This is a genomic window from Rhizobium sp. AP16 (assembly GCF_000281735.1).
Classification (GTDB): domain Bacteria; phylum Pseudomonadota; class Alphaproteobacteria; order Rhizobiales; family Rhizobiaceae; genus Rhizobium; species Rhizobium rhizogenes.
The window spans coordinates 1-16,462 of sequence record NZ_AJVM01000089.1; the positions used below are offsets into that span (position 1 = coordinate 1).

The following is a 16,462-nucleotide window of genomic DNA, read 5'->3' on the forward strand; positions in this document are numbered from 1 at the left end:
CGGCGGGCAAAGCCCGCCGCCAATCGGAAGGCTCAGACCATGCCGCCATTGGCGCGCAACGTCTGGCCGTTGATCCAGGAACCATCGGGGCCGGCGAGGAAGGAGACGGTGGCGGCGATGTCCTCAGGCGTGCCGAGGCGCTCTAGCGGGTTCATCTTGGCCATGCGGTCGATCAACTCGTCGCTCTTGCCGTTGAGGAAGAGATCGGTGGCGGTCGGGCCGGGCGCGACGGCGTTGACCGTGATCGAGCGGCCGCGCATCTCTTTGGCCATAATGCCGGTCAGCGTTTCGACGGCAGCCTTGGTGGCGGCATAGACGCCATAAGCCTCGAGCTTCAGCCCGACGACGCTGGTCGAGAAGTTGATGATGCGGCCGCCGTCACGCAAGCGCTTGCCGGCTTCGCGCAACGTGTTGAAGGTTCCCTTCAGGTTGATGGCGATCTGACGGTCGAAGTTGGCGTCGTCGGCATTGGTGATCTTGGCCAGCTGCATGATGCCGGCATTGTTGACGAGGACATCGACACCACCAAAAGCAGCCTCAGCTGCATCGAACATGCGACGCACGGCTTCGGCATCGGAAACATCGGCCTTGGCGGTCAGTGCCTTGCCGCCCTTTTCTTCTATTCTGCGGGCCAGTTCCTCGGCGGCGGCTTCACTGCCGGAGTAGTTGACGACGACGGTGAAGCCGTCCTTTGCGAGGCGTTCCGCGATTGCGGCGCCAATGCCGCGCGATGCACCGGTAACGATGGCTACTCTGTTGGAATTGTTGGTCATTGTCTTCATCCTTCATATCTCTGCGCCGTGGCGCGTTTCGATGAAGGGAAGATGCCTCTTTTCAATCGGCGGATAATCATCCATTAATCGGCATCACTATCCGAAACTAGCGAACAAAGAAAAATGGACAGATTCGATGCCATGCGGGTGTTTTCCCGCGTCGTGGAGCGGCGCAGCTTCACGCTGGCCGCCGAAGACACCGGCCTGCCGCGCTCGACGGTGACCGATGCCGTCAAGCAGCTAGAGGCGCGGCTCGGCGTTCGCCTGCTGCAGCGAACCACACGGCATGTCAGCCCGACGCTCGACGGCGAAGCCTATTACCAGCGCTGCTTGCGCATCCTCTCAGACATAGAGGATGCCGAGGGCGCCTTTGCCGGCGCCAAGCCGAAGGGGCTACTGCGCGTCGATGTGCATGGGACGCTCGCCCGGCATTTCGTTCTGCCCAACCTGCCCTCCTTCCTCGAAACCTACCCCGAGATCGAGCTTTACATGAGCGAGGGCGACCGTTTCGTCGACCTGATCCGCGAAGGCATCGATTGCGTGCTTCGCGTCGGCACGCCGCAAGACAGCGACATGATCGCCCGCCGCGTCGCCCTGCTGGAGGAGATCACGCTGGCCGCGCCGGCCTATATCGAGCGCTTCGGTATGCCGACGCATCCGGAAGCTCTCGACGGCCACCGCATGGTCGGCTTCCGCTCCTCGGCGACGGGCGGATTGCTGCCGCTGGAATTCACCGTCGACGGCGCGATCCGTAACATCACCTTGCCCGCCACGGTCTCCGTCAACGCCGCCGAGAGCTATTTTTCGGCCGCCAAGCTCGGCCTCGGCCTGATCCAGGTGCCGCGCTATCACGCTGAGGAAGCCCTGAAATCCGGCGAACTGGTTCATGTCCTCAAGGACTTTCCGCCGACCAGGACACCGGTCTCGATGCTCTACCCCCGCAACCGCCAGCTCTCGCCGCGCGTGCGCGTCTTCATCGACTGGCTCGTCCGGGTTTTTGCCCGACAAACCGAGGCTGAAGGCAGCAGTGGATGAATATTTCCCCGAACCGATCAAATAAATGAAACCAGCTCTTTGAATGCGCCGACTGTGCTCCTACGTCGAAGGGGATAGTCTCGCCGGCGCCCGTCCGCGCACGCCGCCATGACCCCTGTGATTTTCTTGAGGGACTGGATCCATGACTGAACAGAAGCAATTGAAGCTCGGGGCCTTCATGCGTCCCGTCAGCCTGCATACCGGCGCATGGCGCTATCCCGGCGCCTACCCGGATGCGAATTTCAATTTCCAGCATATCAAAGGCTTCGCCCAGGAACTGGAAAAGGCGAAGTTCGATGCCTTCTTCATGGCCGATCACCTTGCCGTGTTGAACATGCCGGTCGAGGCGTTGAAGCGCAGCCATACCGTGACGTCGTTCGAGCCGTTCACGCTGCTCTCCGCACTTGCCGCCGTCACCGAAAGGATCGGCCTCGTCGCCACGGCGTCGACCACCTTCGACCAGCCCTACCATATCGCCCGGCGCTTCGCCTCGCTCGACCATATCAGCGGCGGCCGCGCCGGCTGGAATATCGTCACGACCTCCAACCCGGACGCAGCACTGAATTTCGGCCTCGACGAGCATATGGAGCACGGCGAGCGCTATCACCGCGCCCGCGAATTCTACGATGTCGTCACCGGCCTCTGGGACAGCTTTGCCGACGATGCCTTCATCCGCGATGCCGAAAGCGGCATCTTTTTCGATCCGGACAAGATGCATGTGCTCGCCCACAAGGGTGAGGAACTGAGCGTGCGCGGGCCGCTCAACATCGCCCGCCCGCCACAGGGCTGGCCGGTGATCGTTCAGGCCGGGCAATCCGATGTCGGCCGTCAGCTTGCGGCTGAAACGGCGGAAGCGGTCTTCGCCGCCCCGCGTAATCTCGCCGATGGCAAGGCGATCTTCGCCGACATCAAGGGCCGGATGAAAAAGATCGGCCGCAACCCAGATCATCTGAAGATCCTTCCTGCCGCCTTTATTGTCGTCGGCGATACCGTCGAGGAGGCCAAGGCCAAACGCGCCAAGCTCGATAGTCTGGTGCACTACGACAGCGCCATCGCCTCGCTGTCGATCTCGCTCGGTCATGACGCTTCCGGCTTCGACCCGGACGGCCCGCTGCCGGCAACGCCGGAAACCAACGCCAGCAAAAGCGGCCGCGAACGCGTCATCGCTTTGGCCGAGGAGGAAAAGCTGACCGTGCGCCAGCTTGCCCAGCGCCTTGGCGGCTATGCCGGCCTCGCCTTCGTTGGCACGCCGCAGACCATCGCCGACGAGATGGAGCAATGGCTGCACGAGGAAGGCTCCGACGGCTTCAACGTCGTCTTCCCCTTCCTGCCGCAGGGCCTGCTTGACGTCACAACCCGCCTCGTTCCGGAACTGCAACGCCGCGGCATCTTCCGCCGCGACTACGAAGGCACGACCTTGCGCGAGCATCTCGGCCTGCCGCGCCCAGACAATCGCTTCTTCCCATCGCTTTCCGAAGCGGCGCAATAAGAGACAACCGATGAGCCATATCACGCCGATCGACTACGACACCGCCTCCGACGCCGTCCGCGCCGAGCATGACCGCGAGGTGGCGCTGCGTGGCCGCATGACCAATATGAAGCGCACCCTGCTGCATTCGCCGGTGGCACATCGCATCTATGCCGAATGGTTCACCCTGCGCGAAGAACTGCGGCCGGCGCTGGACGACCGTGCCGTCTGGCTCTTCTGCCAAGCCATTTCGCTGGAAAGCCGCGCGATCATTCCCGTCGGCTTCTTCCGGCGAGCGCTGATCAATGCCGGCCTGACGCCGGAGACCGTCGCGCCGACCGAAGAGGAAGCACTGCTGATCGATTTCGGCAAGGCTATCGTCAGGGATTCCAACGCCGTGCCGGAGGAATTGTGGGCGCAGTTGAAGGCGCGCTTTGACGAACCGACACTCGTCAACCTCGTCGCTTTCGCCGGCATCATGATCGCCACGGCGGTCTATACCAATGTGGTGAAGGTGGATATCGATCCGGAGCTTGGCGCGTATCTGGATGGGTTTGAGCTGCCGGGGCGGTGAAATAATGGAAATATTAGCGCCAAGCATCTTTGGGGTGGATTAAGACGCCAATCAGGCTTGTAAGGCTCCCAACTATCAAACCAAAAACCATGACGATCAGTAATGACACTGATATGTCTGTCTCCGTGACAAGGAAAAAATAAATTCTATCTAGACCTAGTAGTCCGGTCCTCACCTCACAAAAATTACGAGCGGATTCGTATCGAGCTTCAATAAATTGGATCGCTGAGCAACCAGTCAGCGGCCAGTTGTTATAGACGATGAACTGCCAAACTCTATATCCGATGACGGGTAGAAAAAGTAAAAGAGCTATGCTGGCCACCGCTAAATTTGCCAGACCGAATGCGATCAATACCCTGCCCGGCAGAGAAACTATAGCGAGTCCGAGTGCCCTGAAATCCATTGACGCGCCTACTATAACCAGCAAAGCAAATTATAATATAAGTTGCATCAACGCAAAGTCTCTGTCTGAGACACTCATTTAAACTCAGACTTCAGGCGGAGATGATTTATTTCTAAGCGGCGTCCGTCAAACCTCACCCCGAAATCACCGTCTCGAACTTCGGATTCCCACGGATCGTATTGCTGACCGTGCAGATCTCATCCTCGGCGGCGTGCGCGATCGCATTGCGGATCTCGTCGCCGAAATCGCCCTTGATGGTGAAGGCGATGTTGAATTTTTCGACGCGCGACAGCCCTTCCGTCGCCTTCTCGCCAGTCACGACGGCGGTGACTTCGGTCAGCTTGTCGAGCACGCCGAGGCTACTTGCGGCCATGCGGGCGCTGAGCACGAGGCAGGCCGACAGCGAGGAATAAAGCAGGTCGAGCGGGTTGAACCCCGGCTGCGATGGCGAGGTGACGATGTCGATCTCGCCGCCGGTGACCGAGGTCACATGCGGAAAGCCGGTGCGGCCGACGGTGGCGGTGGCGCCCGTCTGTCTGGTCTTCACTCTCAATTCCGCCATGTCGAAAATCCCTCAAATTAAAAGGTTGAAACTGTTACTCGAAACATAGGGATTCACCTTGCCGGACACAATCGGCCATCTCCACCCTTGCGCACCGACGCCAGTTGAGCCACCAAATGGTTACGAGCTCATCGCAGACAGGCAGATTTCGACATGACCGTTTCCGATCCCCGCGCCTTCCTCACCTCCCTCTTTGACGCTGCCGTCCGCGCAGCCGATCCAATGACCGGCATTCGCGCGCACCTGCCTGCAAAGCCGAAAGGGCGCACCATCGTCATCGGCGCCGGCAAGGGATCGGCGCAGATGGCAGCCGCGTTGGAGCAATGCTTGGACGGCCCGCTGGAAGGGCTGGTGGTGACCCGCTACGGCTTTGCCGCCCCCTGCCGCCACATCGAGATCATCGAAGCCGCCCATCCTGTTCCCGACGAGGCCGGCCTTGTCGCCTCCGGGCGGTTGCTGAAGCTGGTGGAGGGCCTGACGGAGGATGATCTGGTGATCGCGCTGATCTCCGGCGGCGGCTCGGCACTGCTGCCGTCGCCTGCAGGTGGTCTGACCCTTGCTGACGAGATCGCCGTCAACAAGGCGCTGCTCGCCTCCGGCGCGCCGATTTCGGTGATGAACGTCATCCGCAAGCATCTGTCGACCATCAAGGGTGGCCGTCTGGCCACTGCGGCCTATCCGGCCAAGGTCGTCTCGCTGGTGGTCTCCGACATTCCGGGCGACGATCCGGCCCTGGTCGCCTCCGGCCCGACCGTGCCGGGAGCCGGCACCCGCGCGGAAGCACTGGACCTCATCCGCCTCTACCGTATCGACCTGCCCGCCGCCGTCCTCGCGCATATCGAAAAGCCGGAGGCCGATGCGCCACGGCCGGGCGATCCACGCTTTGCCCGCAACGAAGTGCATCTCATCGCCTCCGCCGGTGTCTCGCTGGAGGCCGCCGCCCAAGTAGCACGCGAAGCCGGCATCGAGGCCGCCATCCTTTCGGATGCGATTGAGGGCGAGGCCCGCGAAGCGGCGCACATGCATGCCGCCCTCGCTCGCGAGATCCTGCATCGCAACCGGCCCTTCGCCAAACCGATCGTGCTGCTCTCCGGTGGAGAGACGACGGTGACCCTGACAGGCAAGGGCAAGGGTGGGCGAAACTCCGAATTCCTGCTGTCCCTGGCGATCGACATCGACGGCCATACTGGCATTCATGCCATGGCGGCGGATACGGATGGTATCGACGGCAGCGAGGACAATGCCGGCGCCTTTGCCGATGCCAGCACGGTGGCGCGCTTGCGCAAGGCCGGGCTGGTGCCCGCCGAAATGCTCAGAAACAACGATGCCTGGACGGCGTTCAACGCGATCGGCGATCTCTTCGTCCCCGGCCCAACCGGCACGAACGTCAATGATATCAGAGCTATTCTGATCGCCTGACGTCAGGATTGAACGAGATCGGCGGTTTGCGCGCAATCCTCGCAGCGCCAATAGGCCGGCGCCGTCGATATCCATCGAAAGAAATGCCGGCGGCAATGCGCGCATTCGATTTCGACGACATGCGTCTTTTCGGCAACGACGACGGGCCTGGGTTTATTCTTGCGTTCGTTCTTCCACTGCTCAAGTTTCGTGACGGCCTTCGTTACTCTCCACGCAATACTTCGGCCTCGATATACACACACCTAAAGTAGACTGATCTGATGAATAAAATATTGCGAGTGTGGAAAGCGCCTGTCTCCTACATTTTGGGGCGGCATTAATACGAAAGCGCGATCGCGCGATTTGCATTTAATACTCGGCGGTTTCAAAGGCCGACAATCGCTCCGAGTATCGCGGCCGAAAGGCCGCCTTTTGCCGAGCCGTTCCTACGCCGGCGGCCGCACAGACCGGTGCATTGACTCGGTCGGAAATCGCCTCCGTCATACTGGACACCCTGTCCGCGATGCGCTCCTTTATCCCGATAACAAACTCCAAGAGGGACCATCATGCGCCATTTCCGCCAGCGGGCGATATCCTCGGCAACCATCCTTGCCTTCGGGCTTTTCTCCATCACCACAGTTCAAGCCGCGGCACCGCAGCCGGTCGAAGCGGAGCATGGGATGGTGGTGACCGCCCAGCATCTGGCGACCGATATCGGCGTCGAGGTACTGAAGAGTGGCGGCAATGCCGTCGATGCGGCAGTTGCGGTCGGCTATGCGCTTGCCGTGGTCTATCCGACCGCCGGCAATATCGGCGGCGGCGGCTTCATGACCATTCGACTGAAGGACGGCAAGACCGCCTTCCTCGATTTCCGCGAACGCGCGCCGCAGGCTTCGACCAAGACCATGTACCTCGACGACAAGGGCAATGTCGTCAAAGGCGCCAGCACGGACGGCTATCTCGCCGTCGGCGTCCCGGGCTCCGTCATGGGCTTCGAGACTGCCCGCGAGAAATACGGCACGAAAACCCGCCAGGAGCTGATGGCGCCGGCAATCCGCTACGCCAAGGAAGGCTTCACGCTGAACCAGGCCGATGCCGCCGAGCTGAACGAAGGCAAAAAATGGCTGTCGCGCGATCCGGCAACCGCCGCGATCTTCACCAAGCCGAACGGCGCTCCCTTCTCGACGGGCGACCGGTTCACCCAGCCGGACCTCGGCGCGGCGCTGTCAAGCATTTCGGAACAAGGGCCGGATGGATTCTACAAGGGACCGACTGCCGATGCCATCGTCAAGGCGAGCCACGACAAGGGCGGCATCCTGGCGAAGGTTGACTTCGAGCAGTACAAGGTTCGGGAACTCGATCCGGTGAAGTGCAATTACCGCGGCTACGAGATCATCTCCTCGCCGCCACCCTCCTCCGGCGGCGTAATCATCTGCGAAATCCTCAATGTGCTGGAAGGCTACCCGCTCTCCTATACAGGCTACGCCTCGGCCGACACGGTGCATCTGATGACCGAGGCCATGCGCCACGCCTATGTCGACCGCAACTCCACGCTGGGCGACCCCGATTTCGTCGACAATCCCGTCAGCAAGCTGCTGGACAAGGACTATGCCAGGAAGATCCGCGACAGTATCGACCCTTATCGCGCCGGCGTCTCCAAGGATCTGATGCCGAAGGGTCTCGGCGAAAGCCATGAGACGACGCATTATTCGATCATCGACAATGACGGCAATGCGGTGGCTGTCACCTACACGCTGAACGGCTCCTTCGGCGCCGGCGTCGTCGCGCCCAGTACCGGCATCCTCCTCAACAACGAGATGGACGACTTCACCTCGAAGCCCGGCGTACCGAACCTCTACGGCCTGGTGCAGGGCGAGGCCAACGCCATCCAGCCGAAAAAGACGCCGCTCTCCTCCATGAGCCCGACCATCGTCGCCAAGGATGGCAAGCCCTTCATGGTGATCGGCAGCCCTGGCGGCTCGCGCATCATCACCATCACGCTCGAAGCGATCATCAACGTCATCGATTTCGGCATGAACATCCAGCAGGCGATCGACGCGCCGCGCATCCATCATCAATGGCTGCCGGATAAAATCTATACCGAGCCCTATGCGCTCTCGCCAGATACGATCAAGCTGCTGAGCGGCATGGGCTATAATGTCCAGATCGGCGGCGACTGGCCGGTCTGGGGTCATGCGGCAGGCATCCTCGTCGGCGGCAAGAGCCTCAGCGATATCGCCAAGGGCGGCGGTGCCCGCTACAACGGCGCGATGGACAGCCGTGCTGGCTCGGGCCTCGCCGGCGGCTACTGATCCGCTCAGTTAATCCTGCCGGCAATGGCTTCGATAGCGGAGCGCATTTCCGGCAGGAAATCACCGACGAAAACACACCATCTTACACGGGAAAACAGGCTGTGATCGGCACAACCACGCTCGATCACGGCCTTCTGTTCATCTGGCATTCATCGGCTGTGGCATTCCTGCCCACCTGCGTCACTTTTTCCATTTCGATCAATAAGATTTGCGATTTCTGATATAGTCATCGCGCGTAAGCGGGAGTATACAACCCGCATTCCAATCGGCCTTTGCGCTGTTGTCAGACTTGCGGTTCTGTCTTTGGACCCCTCCGCACCATCGAGAGCGATCCCCGACAATGTCGGATCAGATTTTCCAGGCCGCCCCAACCCGGCGGGCCGCACCGAATTTTCGTGTAGTAGCGCTTATCGTCGCAAGCGCCATGTTCATGGAGCAGCTTGACGCAACCGTGCTCGCCACGGCCCTGCCGACCATGGCGAGGGACTTCGGCGTTAGCGCACCGGCGATGAGCATCGCGCTCACCTCCTATCTGCTTAGCCTTGCGATCTTCATTCCGGCGAGTGGCGCCATTGCCGACCGCTTCGGCTCGCGCACCGTCTTCCGAACGGCGATTGCCATTTTCGTCGTCGGCTCGATCCTCTGCGCCCAGGCGCCGAACCTGTTTCTCCTCGTCATCGCCCGTCTGATACAGGGCCTCGGCGGCGCCATGATGCTTCCAGTCGGCCGCCTGGTGCTGATGCGCAGCGTCGCGCGCAAGGATATGGTGAACGCCATGTCCTGGCTGCTCATTCCGGCACTTGTCGGCCCGATCCTCGGCCCGCCGGTCGGCGGCCTGTTCGTCACCTATCTCGACTGGCGCTGGATCTTCTACATCAACGTGCCGATCGGCATCATCGGTTTCATCCTGGTATCGATGTTCATCGAGGAGGTGAAGGGTCCGAGGAATGGCCGTTTCGACCTCTCGGGCTTCATCCTCTCAGGCATCTCGCTCGGCTCGCTGCTGTTCGGCTTCGAAATGTCGAGCCGCGAGGGCGAAGGCTATATGGCCATTTTCCTGATCGCGATCGGCCTGCTGTTCGGCATTGCTTACCTGCGCCATGCCCGCAAGCACCCCTCGCCGATCATGGATTTCTCGCTGATGAAGGTACCGACCTTCCGCACGTCCGTCATCGCCGGCTCGCTGACCCGCATCAGCCAGGGCGCGCATCCGTTCCTTATTCCCTTAATGCTGCAGCTTGGCTTCGGCATGTCGGCTGCCGCCGCCGGCCAGATCGCGATTGCAACCGCGCTCGGCTCGATGGCGATGAAGCCGTTGCAGGTCAGGATCCTGCGCACGCTCGGCTTCCGCACCGCCCTGTTGATCTTCGGCGTGATCGGCACGCTCGGCTATGGGCTTTGCTCGGTCTTCCAGCCCGACTGGCCGCTGCCGGTGATTTTTGCGATCCTGTTCTTCTGCGGCTTCTTCATGTCGTTCCAGTTCACCGCCTACAACACCATCGCCTATGACGAGATCGAACGCGATCAGATGAGTTCGGCGACGAGCTTCTACTCGACGTTCCAGCAATTGATGCTGTCGCTCGGTATCTGCATCGCCGCCCTTGCCCTGCATGGCTCGACGCAGCTGCGCGGACACGCGACCGCCGAAATGAGCGACTTCTCCGTCGCCTTCATCGTCGTCACCGCAATCGCGCTTCTCGCCGGGATCTGGAATGCCCAATTCTCGCGCACGGCCGGCTCCGAAATCAGCGGTCACCGCAAGAAGTCGCCTGAGGATATGCTCGGCGGGCACTGAGAGCCGCGAGTGCTGATATCGGGTTCCACCCGAAGCTGGTGGGACAGCAAAGAGCGCAGCAGAAACCCTTACAAAATCACGCCTTCTTTACAGGAAATAATCTCTGCAAATTGAGTTTTGCAGAGGGATCGCCGTGCTCTTCCGCCTTTCGGTACCAAGCAACGGCTTTCTCCATGTCTCGTGGCAGACCAAGGCCAGCTTCCAACATGTAACCTATACTGTTTTCTGAGGCAGCGTCGCCTTGCTCGGCAGCCTTGCGGAACCAAAAGATGGCTTGGGCATAATCCTGAACTGTGCCGCGACCATACTCATACATCGCGCCGAGATCGTTCTGAGCTCTAGAATGCCCTTGTTGTGCCGCTCTTCGAAACCAAATGACGGCCTGCGCATCGTCCTGGTTCACGCCCCGCCCCCAAAGATACATATAGCCGAGATTATTCTGGGCGTCAGAGATACCTTCGGCGGCAGATTTGGAAAACCACATCGCGGCCTTCGCGTCATTTTGTGAAACCCCATGGCCTAATAGATATAGTAAGCCGAGATTGTCCTGTGCACTGGTGTCGCCTTGCTCCGCAGCTTTCTGGTACCAAGCGGCTGCCGCCTCATAGCTTTGGGTCACTCCATAGCCGTGCTCATATAATAAGCCGAGATTGTACTGTGCCTTGGTGTCGCCTTGCTCCGCAGCTTTCTGGTACCAAGCGGCTGCCACCTCATAGTTTTGCGTCACGCCATAGCCGTTCGCATAGAGAAAACCAAGATCAAATTCCGCTTGCGCATTATCTTGGGCAGCTAGAGCTCGCCAATCGTCCAAGGCCTTCTTGTAGTCCCCATGCACATAGGCATCTTTCCCATCGTCAACAAAAGCACCTGACGCTAAGCAAAAGACGGCTATCGAAGTGACGACAATCCTTGCGAAGTGCATGATCTCTTCCTTGAATTTTCTCTATGGTCTTATAGACGATAATATACCGCCTGTGTCAGCCGGCAACTTTTGCAGAAACCCCAATTAAAGCGAGAGTTTTGCGCCTGAATTTCGCGACGCCGCGAAACGAGCGCTCTGCAACGGTTGAGCATGCAGAATGCTTCACGAAGACATTTCCGGCAAGAAGAATGCCCGCAATGCCCATGCCGCAAGCGGATTCGGCACCATCATTCGCCTCGATCCACATCTCAGCTAAGAGCTGGCTCTTAGGCCAGGGCTTTTCGTTTCACAGCTTGCCTGAATCAAGACAACAAAAAAGGCCGGGCTAACCCGACCTCTTCCTTCATCGCCTCAACGATCTATGCCAGTACATCCGTGGTCAAAGACCGGAGGCAGATGCTTACAGAGATTCCAGCTGATCAGCCGACATCTTGCCCGAACGCTTGTCCTTGACAAGCTCGTAGGAAATCTTCTGGCCATCACGCAGGCTGCTCATTCCAGCGCGTTCAACAGCGGAGATGTGCACGAAAACGTCCGTTGCGCCGTCGTCAGGCTGAATGAAACCAAAACCCTTGGCGGCATTGAACCACTTTACAGTACCTGTGCTCATAACGATGACCTTTCAATCACTCATATAAAGATCGCATTCCAGGCAACCGCCCGGGTGCAGTAGACCGATTTTGAGAGGAAGTTCGTCAGTGTCGCGCAGAGTGCGTCGAGGCAAAGTTCATTCAGCAATATCGATGCACGGCTTATAACGGAGGATCTAATCCTCCACAAGGAAAAACATATAAAACACCGAAAACGACCAAATATTTCATAAAAATCAGCCCGTGCGACATAAAATCATCACGTCTTGAGAGCCAAGATTCGCTGGTCGTTTTCTAGATATCTTCCTGATTCTCGGGTCGATTTCCGCAAGATTTATCGGAGTTTTTCTTTCCGTTTCGCCGGTTTTAGCGGCAAGTTCTCGCCTTATTTCTTGGGAAACGGCAGAATTATATCGCCAATACGGACGTCATCCGATACAGGATGGGATTTCTCGCCTAGCGAGCGCGGAAACACCCCGCGCAAGTCGGCAAGCACCGCCAACGCCGACACGAACCCTGGAGGCCAACATGGCGCCCAACAAAGACAACCTATTCGGATCCAAAAAGCAGGCATCCCTGGTCAAGGCCAGCCAGCTCGACTCCACCGTCAGGGATATCCTGGCCAGCGAGCAGACGAGCCGCGAGAAGAAGACGGCACGCCTGCGGGAGCTTCGCCTGCAGCAGGAAGCACTGCTACCGCCAGAGGAACCGAAGACAAAAGCCAAGAAGAAGACCGCCAAGACATCCGGATAGGCAAGACCGGATCCGATCTGTGACGTCGCGACGGACGTTACGCGTTTGGTGAACACTGTCTCCATGGACTGCGCATTGAATTGACGGCAGCTTCCGCCCTAAATAGCGACCAATTGCACAATCCGTTCTGGAGCATCCCATGGTCGCCGGCATTCACCACATCACGCTGATCACCCGCAAGGTGCAGGCGAATGTCGATTTCTACGCAGGCTTTCTCGGCCTGCGGCTCGTCAAGCGCACCGGCGGCTTCGAGGATGCGACGCAGCTGCATCTCCTCTACGGCGATGCCAAGGGATCGCCGGGATCGCTGATCACCTTCCTCGTCTGGGAAGACGGTGCCCCCGGCCGCGCCGGCGTCGGCCAGGTCGGCGAAATCTCGCTTGCCATCGACCCGATAAGCATCGGCTTCTGGCTGACGCGCGCGCTGAGCGCCGGCCTCAAGCCGGAAGGCCCCTCCGAGGAATTCGGCGAACCGGTCCTGCGCCTGAAGGATCCCGACGGCGTCATCGTCAAGCTGGTCGGCGCGGCGGAGCTGCCATCGGCCGCCCCCTGGGCCAGCGACAAAATCCCGCCCGAACATGCCATCCGGCGCATTCGCGGGGCAACGCTGTTCAGCGAGACGCCCGAGCAGACGCAAAGCCTTCTGGTCAAACACTTCGGCTACCGGCCGCAGGCGATCAACGGCGCGATCAGCCGCCTCGTTGCCGATCCCGGTGATATCATCGACATCCGCGACGCCAGCGGTTTCTGGGCAAGCGCGCCGGGAACGGGAACGATCGACCATGTGGCCTTTCGCGCCGCCGCCGATGCTGAATTGCAGGCCGTGCACGACGGGCTGCAGGCGCTCAACTCCTCGCCGACGGTAACGCATGACCGGAAATATTTCCGCTCGCTCTATGTCCGCGAGCCCGGCGGCATCCTGTTCGAGCTTGCCACGGATGCGCCGGGACCGCTGGTGGATGAGGACGAGGCGACGCTCGGCACGCGCCTGTTTGCGCCCGACGACAATCCGGAGCGACTGTCGGAGCTGAATGTCATCCTGCCGCAATTCTCAATGCCCGGCGAGCCACGCGTCATCTATCGCGACCTGCCCTTCATCCATCGCTTCTTCACGCCGCCAGAGCCGAACGGAAACACCTTCATCCTGCTGCACGGCTCCGGCGCCAGCGAGACGACGATGCTACCGATCGCCCACAAGGTCGATGCACAGGCGACCTTGCTCGGCGTACGCGGCCGAGCGCTGGAGGAAGGCTCACCGCGCTGGTATCGCCGCATCACGCCCTTCTCCTTCGACCAGGCGGATATTGCCAGAGAGGCGGAAGCCTTCGCCGCCTTCATCGACGGCGCGATCCATGCCTATGGCCTCGACCCGGAGCGCATCGTCTATATCGGCTATTCGAACGGCGCCAACCTGCTCAACGCCATGCTGTCGCTGCAACCGCATGTCATCCGCCGCGCCGTATTGCTGCGCTCCATGGCCGTCCTCGCTGATCCGCCACCGGCGGACATGTCGGATGCCGACGTGCTGATCATCGCCGGTGAGAAGGACATGTACGGTCCATACTCCCAACCCCTCGCCGAGCGCCTGCGGGCCGGCGGCGCAACGGTGAACCTACAGACCATCCCCTATGGCCATGAACTGGCCGACGCCGACGTGCCGCTCATCCAGGCATGGTTGAAGCGCTCGAACTGAGCGCTTCAACGGCGGCAACAGGAACATGCGCTTTCCTGCATCGGTTAAGGATCACTTCGACAGCCGCGATAGGAAAAAATCGGCGGCGCCCTGATGAGCCGCCGCCGCTTGCGGACCCGATTTCAGGAAGAAATTATGCGCGCCGCCCTGATAGACATTCAGGCTGACTGATCCACCGAGACCCTGTGCCATCCGCTGCAATTGCCGCGCGGTTGCGACGGGAAAGACCCGATCGGCGCTTCCCCAGACCATGTAGAGTGGCGGCAAGGAGCGTACCGGCTGCGAGTAGCCATCCGGAAAGCCGCCATCGACAAGCACGAGCGCGCCAATATCGCGCCTGTCAGCCGAAGCAACGGCGGCTGCCTGCGCTCCCAAGGATATGCCAAGCACGCCAACCTTGCCGGCATAGCGTGGCTGACTGTCGAGATAGGAAACCACACCGCGAACCATCGCGATCCAGTCCTGCCACCGCGTTGCATAGTAGGCAATGCGAGCGGGTGCACTGCCGGCGCGGGTAATGGCCTGCTGATCGGCCGGTGAGAGCAGATGGACGAGATAGGCGTCAAGACCGGCAGCATTGAAGCTCCGCCCGAGTTCATCATAGGCGGGCGGAGCAAAGCCATGGCTGCCGCTCAGGATGATCACAGCCGGACGCGCGGCACCTGAACTACTCGCGAAGCCCTCGACCAGGACATTGCCGCCGGGCGTCGCCACGTTGAACTGGCTGCCGACGGCGGCTTCGGCCCTTCCGCATGCGAGGGATAGCAAGAACGGCAAAACGACGGCAAAAGTGACTCGCATGCACCAATACTCCGACAAAGGTGCGCGGATATTGCACAGCTTCTACCGTCGAATAAAGGGCGGCGGATGACCGATACCAACCGAACGCAGAGATCACCCCTTGAACGTATATTCCACGATCGATTCCGGCTTCATCTCGATTGAAAAGCCCGGCAGGCTTGGCGGCATGTAGGCGGCGTCGCGGATCACGCAGGGGTCGATGAAGTGTTCGTGCAGGTGGTCGACATATTCGATCACGCGGCCGTCCTTGGTGCCGGAAACGGCGATATAGTCGATCATCGACAGGTGCTGCACATATTCGCAAAGCCCGACGCCACCGGCATGCGGCCAGACCGGCAGGCCGTATTTCGCGGCGACCAGAAGCACGGCCAGAACTTCGTTCAGCCCGCCCATGCGGCAGGAATCGATCTGCACGATGTCGATCGCACCTTCGGCGATGAACTGCTTGAACATGATGCGGTTCTGGCACATCTCGCCGGTCGCGACCTTCACCGGGCCGATCGCCTGACGGATCTTGCGGTGGCCGGCGACATCGTCGGGACTGGTCGGCTCCTCGATGAAGAAGGGTTTGGCGAAGGCGAGCTTGTTGACCCAGTCGATCGCTTGCCCGACTTCCCAGACCTGGTTGGCGTCGATCATCAGGTAGCGATCGGGGCCGATCACTTCGCGGGCGATGGTGAGGCGGCGGATATCGTCCTCGAGATCGCGGCCGACCTTCATCTTCACATGGTTGAAGCCGGCGTCGATCGCCTCCTGGCACAGGCGGCGCAGCTTGGCATCCTCATAGCCGAGCCAGCCGGCCGAGGTCGTGTAGCAGGCATAGCCCTCACGCTCGAGGGTGGCAATGCGCTCCGCCTTGCCGGGCTCGGCCTTCTCCAGAATGGCGACAGCCTCGTCGCGGGTGAGAACGTCGGTCAGATAGCGGTAGTCGACGATATCGGCGATCTGTTCCGCATCCATCTCGGCCACCAGCCGCCAGACCGGCTTGCCGGCTTCCTTGGCAAGCAGATCCCAGACGGCATTGACGACGGCGCCGGTGGCCAGATGCATCGCGCCCTTCTCCGGACCGATCCAGCGGAGCTGACTGTCGCTCGTCAGGTGCCGCCAGTATTTGCCGGGATTGCCCAGCACGGTCGCAAGCTCGGTGCCAACCACCAGATGCCGCATCGCCTCGATCGCCATGCAGCAGATGTCGTTGCCGCGGCCGATGGTGAAGGTTAGGCCGTGACCCGCGAGACCGGGCCTGTCGGTGTCGAGAATGACGTAGGCGGCGGAGTAATCTGGATCCGGGTTCATCGCATCCGAGCCGTCGAGGCTCTGCGACGTGGGGAAGCGCAAGTCGAATACGCGGAGATTGGTGATGCGTGTCATGGGAAACTCCTT

At 60.5% G+C, this 16,462-nt stretch carries 14 protein-coding genes; 8 read left to right on the top strand and 6 right to left on the bottom strand.

Annotated elements, in window-relative coordinates; all coding sequences use genetic code 11:
* Positions 1 to 32: 32 nt before the first annotated feature.
* Positions 33 to 773, bottom strand: a complete 741-nt coding sequence (locus PMI03_RS29695; protein ID WP_007703179.1) for an SDR family oxidoreductase — start codon at positions 771 to 773, stop codon at positions 33 to 35.
* Between the two features lie 123 nt (positions 774 to 896).
* Here PMI03_RS29695 and PMI03_RS29700 point away from each other — a divergent pair, with 123 nt between their 5' ends.
* From PMI03_RS29700 to PMI03_RS29710, 3 genes are all read left to right on the top strand, one after another.
* Complete coding sequence (locus tag PMI03_RS29700) at positions 897 to 1,808, top strand: LysR family transcriptional regulator (RefSeq protein ID WP_007703182.1); 912 nt, start codon at positions 897 to 899, stop codon at positions 1,806 to 1,808.
* Positions 1,809 to 1,950: 142 nt separating this feature from the next.
* Positions 1,951 to 3,297 carry an LLM class flavin-dependent oxidoreductase gene (locus tag PMI03_RS29705; RefSeq protein WP_007703184.1) on the top strand — a complete coding sequence of 449 codons (1,347 nt, stop codon included), beginning with the start codon at positions 1,951 to 1,953 and terminating at the stop codon, positions 3,295 to 3,297.
* Positions 3,298 to 3,307: 10 nt separating this feature from the next.
* Positions 3,308 to 3,850 (top strand): hypothetical protein, encoded by a 543-nt coding sequence (locus tag PMI03_RS29710; RefSeq protein WP_007703186.1) that lies wholly within the window; start codon positions 3,308 to 3,310, stop codon positions 3,848 to 3,850.
* 536 nt (positions 3,851 to 4,386) lie between these two features.
* Here PMI03_RS29710 and PMI03_RS29720 read toward each other — a convergent pair.
* On the bottom strand, positions 4,387 to 4,815 hold the full coding sequence (locus tag PMI03_RS29720) for an OsmC family protein (protein ID WP_007703190.1): 429 nt from the start codon (positions 4,813 to 4,815) through the stop codon (positions 4,387 to 4,389).
* Between the two features lie 153 nt (positions 4,816 to 4,968).
* Between PMI03_RS29720 and PMI03_RS29725 the strand changes: the two genes are divergently transcribed.
* From PMI03_RS29725 to PMI03_RS29740, 3 genes are all read left to right on the top strand, one after another.
* Positions 4,969 to 6,234, top strand: coding sequence for a glycerate kinase (locus PMI03_RS29725; protein WP_007703193.1), 1,266 nt, complete (start codon positions 4,969 to 4,971; stop codon positions 6,232 to 6,234).
* A gap of 545 nt (positions 6,235 to 6,779) precedes the next feature.
* Entirely contained in the window at positions 6,780 to 8,525 is a 1,746-nt protein-coding gene (gene ggt, locus PMI03_RS29735; protein ID WP_007703196.1) for a gamma-glutamyltransferase, read from the top strand.
* Between the two features lie 340 nt (positions 8,526 to 8,865).
* On the top strand, positions 8,866 to 10,320 hold the full coding sequence (locus PMI03_RS29740) for a DHA2 family efflux MFS transporter permease subunit (protein ID WP_007703199.1): 1,455 nt from the start codon (positions 8,866 to 8,868) through the stop codon (positions 10,318 to 10,320).
* A gap of 76 nt (positions 10,321 to 10,396) precedes the next feature.
* Here the strand turns inward: PMI03_RS29740 and PMI03_RS29745 are convergent, their stop codons facing one another.
* Both PMI03_RS29745 and PMI03_RS29750 read right to left on the bottom strand, forming a co-directional pair.
* Positions 10,397 to 11,242 carry a tetratricopeptide repeat protein gene (locus PMI03_RS29745; protein ID WP_007703202.1) on the bottom strand — a complete coding sequence of 282 codons (846 nt, stop codon included), beginning with the start codon at positions 11,240 to 11,242 and terminating at the stop codon, positions 10,397 to 10,399.
* A 400-nt stretch (positions 11,243 to 11,642) separates the two neighbouring features.
* Positions 11,643 to 11,852, bottom strand: a complete 210-nt coding sequence (locus PMI03_RS29750) for a cold-shock protein (RefSeq protein ID WP_007703204.1) — start codon at positions 11,850 to 11,852, stop codon at positions 11,643 to 11,645.
* Between the two features lie 508 nt (positions 11,853 to 12,360).
* Here PMI03_RS29750 and PMI03_RS29755 point away from each other — a divergent pair.
* Both PMI03_RS29755 and PMI03_RS29760 read left to right on the top strand, forming a co-directional pair.
* Complete coding sequence (locus tag PMI03_RS29755; protein WP_007703207.1) at positions 12,361 to 12,585, top strand: hypothetical protein; 225 nt, start codon at positions 12,361 to 12,363, stop codon at positions 12,583 to 12,585.
* Positions 12,586 to 12,724: 139 nt separating this feature from the next.
* Complete coding sequence (locus PMI03_RS29760; protein ID WP_007703211.1) at positions 12,725 to 14,278, top strand: VOC family protein; 1,554 nt, start codon at positions 12,725 to 12,727, stop codon at positions 14,276 to 14,278.
* Positions 14,279 to 14,329: 51 nt separating this feature from the next.
* Here the strand turns inward: PMI03_RS29760 and PMI03_RS29765 are convergent, their stop codons facing one another.
* Together PMI03_RS29765 and PMI03_RS29770 are read right to left on the bottom strand one after the other, a co-directional pair.
* Positions 14,330 to 15,079 (bottom strand): dienelactone hydrolase family protein, encoded by a 750-nt coding sequence (locus PMI03_RS29765; RefSeq protein WP_007703214.1) that lies wholly within the window; start codon positions 15,077 to 15,079, stop codon positions 14,330 to 14,332.
* Between the two features lie 93 nt (positions 15,080 to 15,172).
* On the bottom strand, positions 15,173 to 16,450 hold the full coding sequence (locus PMI03_RS29770; RefSeq protein WP_007703216.1) for an L-fuconate dehydratase: 1,278 nt from the start codon (positions 16,448 to 16,450) through the stop codon (positions 15,173 to 15,175).
* Positions 16,451 to 16,462 lie beyond the last annotated feature (12 nt).

What these genes read in the sequence shown, in the direction of transcription:
- PMI03_RS29695 (WP_007703179.1), bottom strand. Translation starts at nt 773, where the DNA reads ATGACCAACAATTCCAACAGAGTAGCCATCGTTACCGGTGCATCGCGC.
- PMI03_RS29700 (WP_007703182.1), top strand. Translation starts at nt 897, where the DNA reads ATGGACAGATTCGATGCCATGCGGGTGTTTTCCCGCGTCGTGGAGCGG.
- PMI03_RS29705 (WP_007703184.1), top strand. Translation starts at nt 1,951, where the DNA reads ATGACTGAACAGAAGCAATTGAAGCTCGGGGCCTTCATGCGTCCCGTC.
- PMI03_RS29710 (WP_007703186.1), top strand. Translation starts at nt 3,308, where the DNA reads ATGAGCCATATCACGCCGATCGACTACGACACCGCCTCCGACGCCGTC.
- PMI03_RS29720 (WP_007703190.1), bottom strand. Translation starts at nt 4,815, where the DNA reads ATGGCGGAATTGAGAGTGAAGACCAGACAGACGGGCGCCACCGCCACC.
- PMI03_RS29725 (WP_007703193.1), top strand. Translation starts at nt 4,969, where the DNA reads ATGACCGTTTCCGATCCCCGCGCCTTCCTCACCTCCCTCTTTGACGCT.
- ggt (WP_007703196.1), top strand. Translation starts at nt 6,780, where the DNA reads ATGCGCCATTTCCGCCAGCGGGCGATATCCTCGGCAACCATCCTTGCC.
- PMI03_RS29740 (WP_007703199.1), top strand. Translation starts at nt 8,866, where the DNA reads ATGTCGGATCAGATTTTCCAGGCCGCCCCAACCCGGCGGGCCGCACCG.
- PMI03_RS29745 (WP_007703202.1), bottom strand. Translation starts at nt 11,242, where the DNA reads ATGCACTTCGCAAGGATTGTCGTCACTTCGATAGCCGTCTTTTGCTTA.
- PMI03_RS29750 (WP_007703204.1), bottom strand. Translation starts at nt 11,852, where the DNA reads ATGAGCACAGGTACTGTAAAGTGGTTCAATGCCGCCAAGGGTTTTGGT.
- PMI03_RS29755 (WP_007703207.1), top strand. Translation starts at nt 12,361, where the DNA reads ATGGCGCCCAACAAAGACAACCTATTCGGATCCAAAAAGCAGGCATCC.
- PMI03_RS29760 (WP_007703211.1), top strand. Translation starts at nt 12,725, where the DNA reads ATGGTCGCCGGCATTCACCACATCACGCTGATCACCCGCAAGGTGCAG.
- PMI03_RS29765 (WP_007703214.1), bottom strand. Translation starts at nt 15,079, where the DNA reads ATGCGAGTCACTTTTGCCGTCGTTTTGCCGTTCTTGCTATCCCTCGCA.
- PMI03_RS29770 (WP_007703216.1), bottom strand. Translation starts at nt 16,450, where the DNA reads ATGACACGCATCACCAATCTCCGCGTATTCGACTTGCGCTTCCCCACG.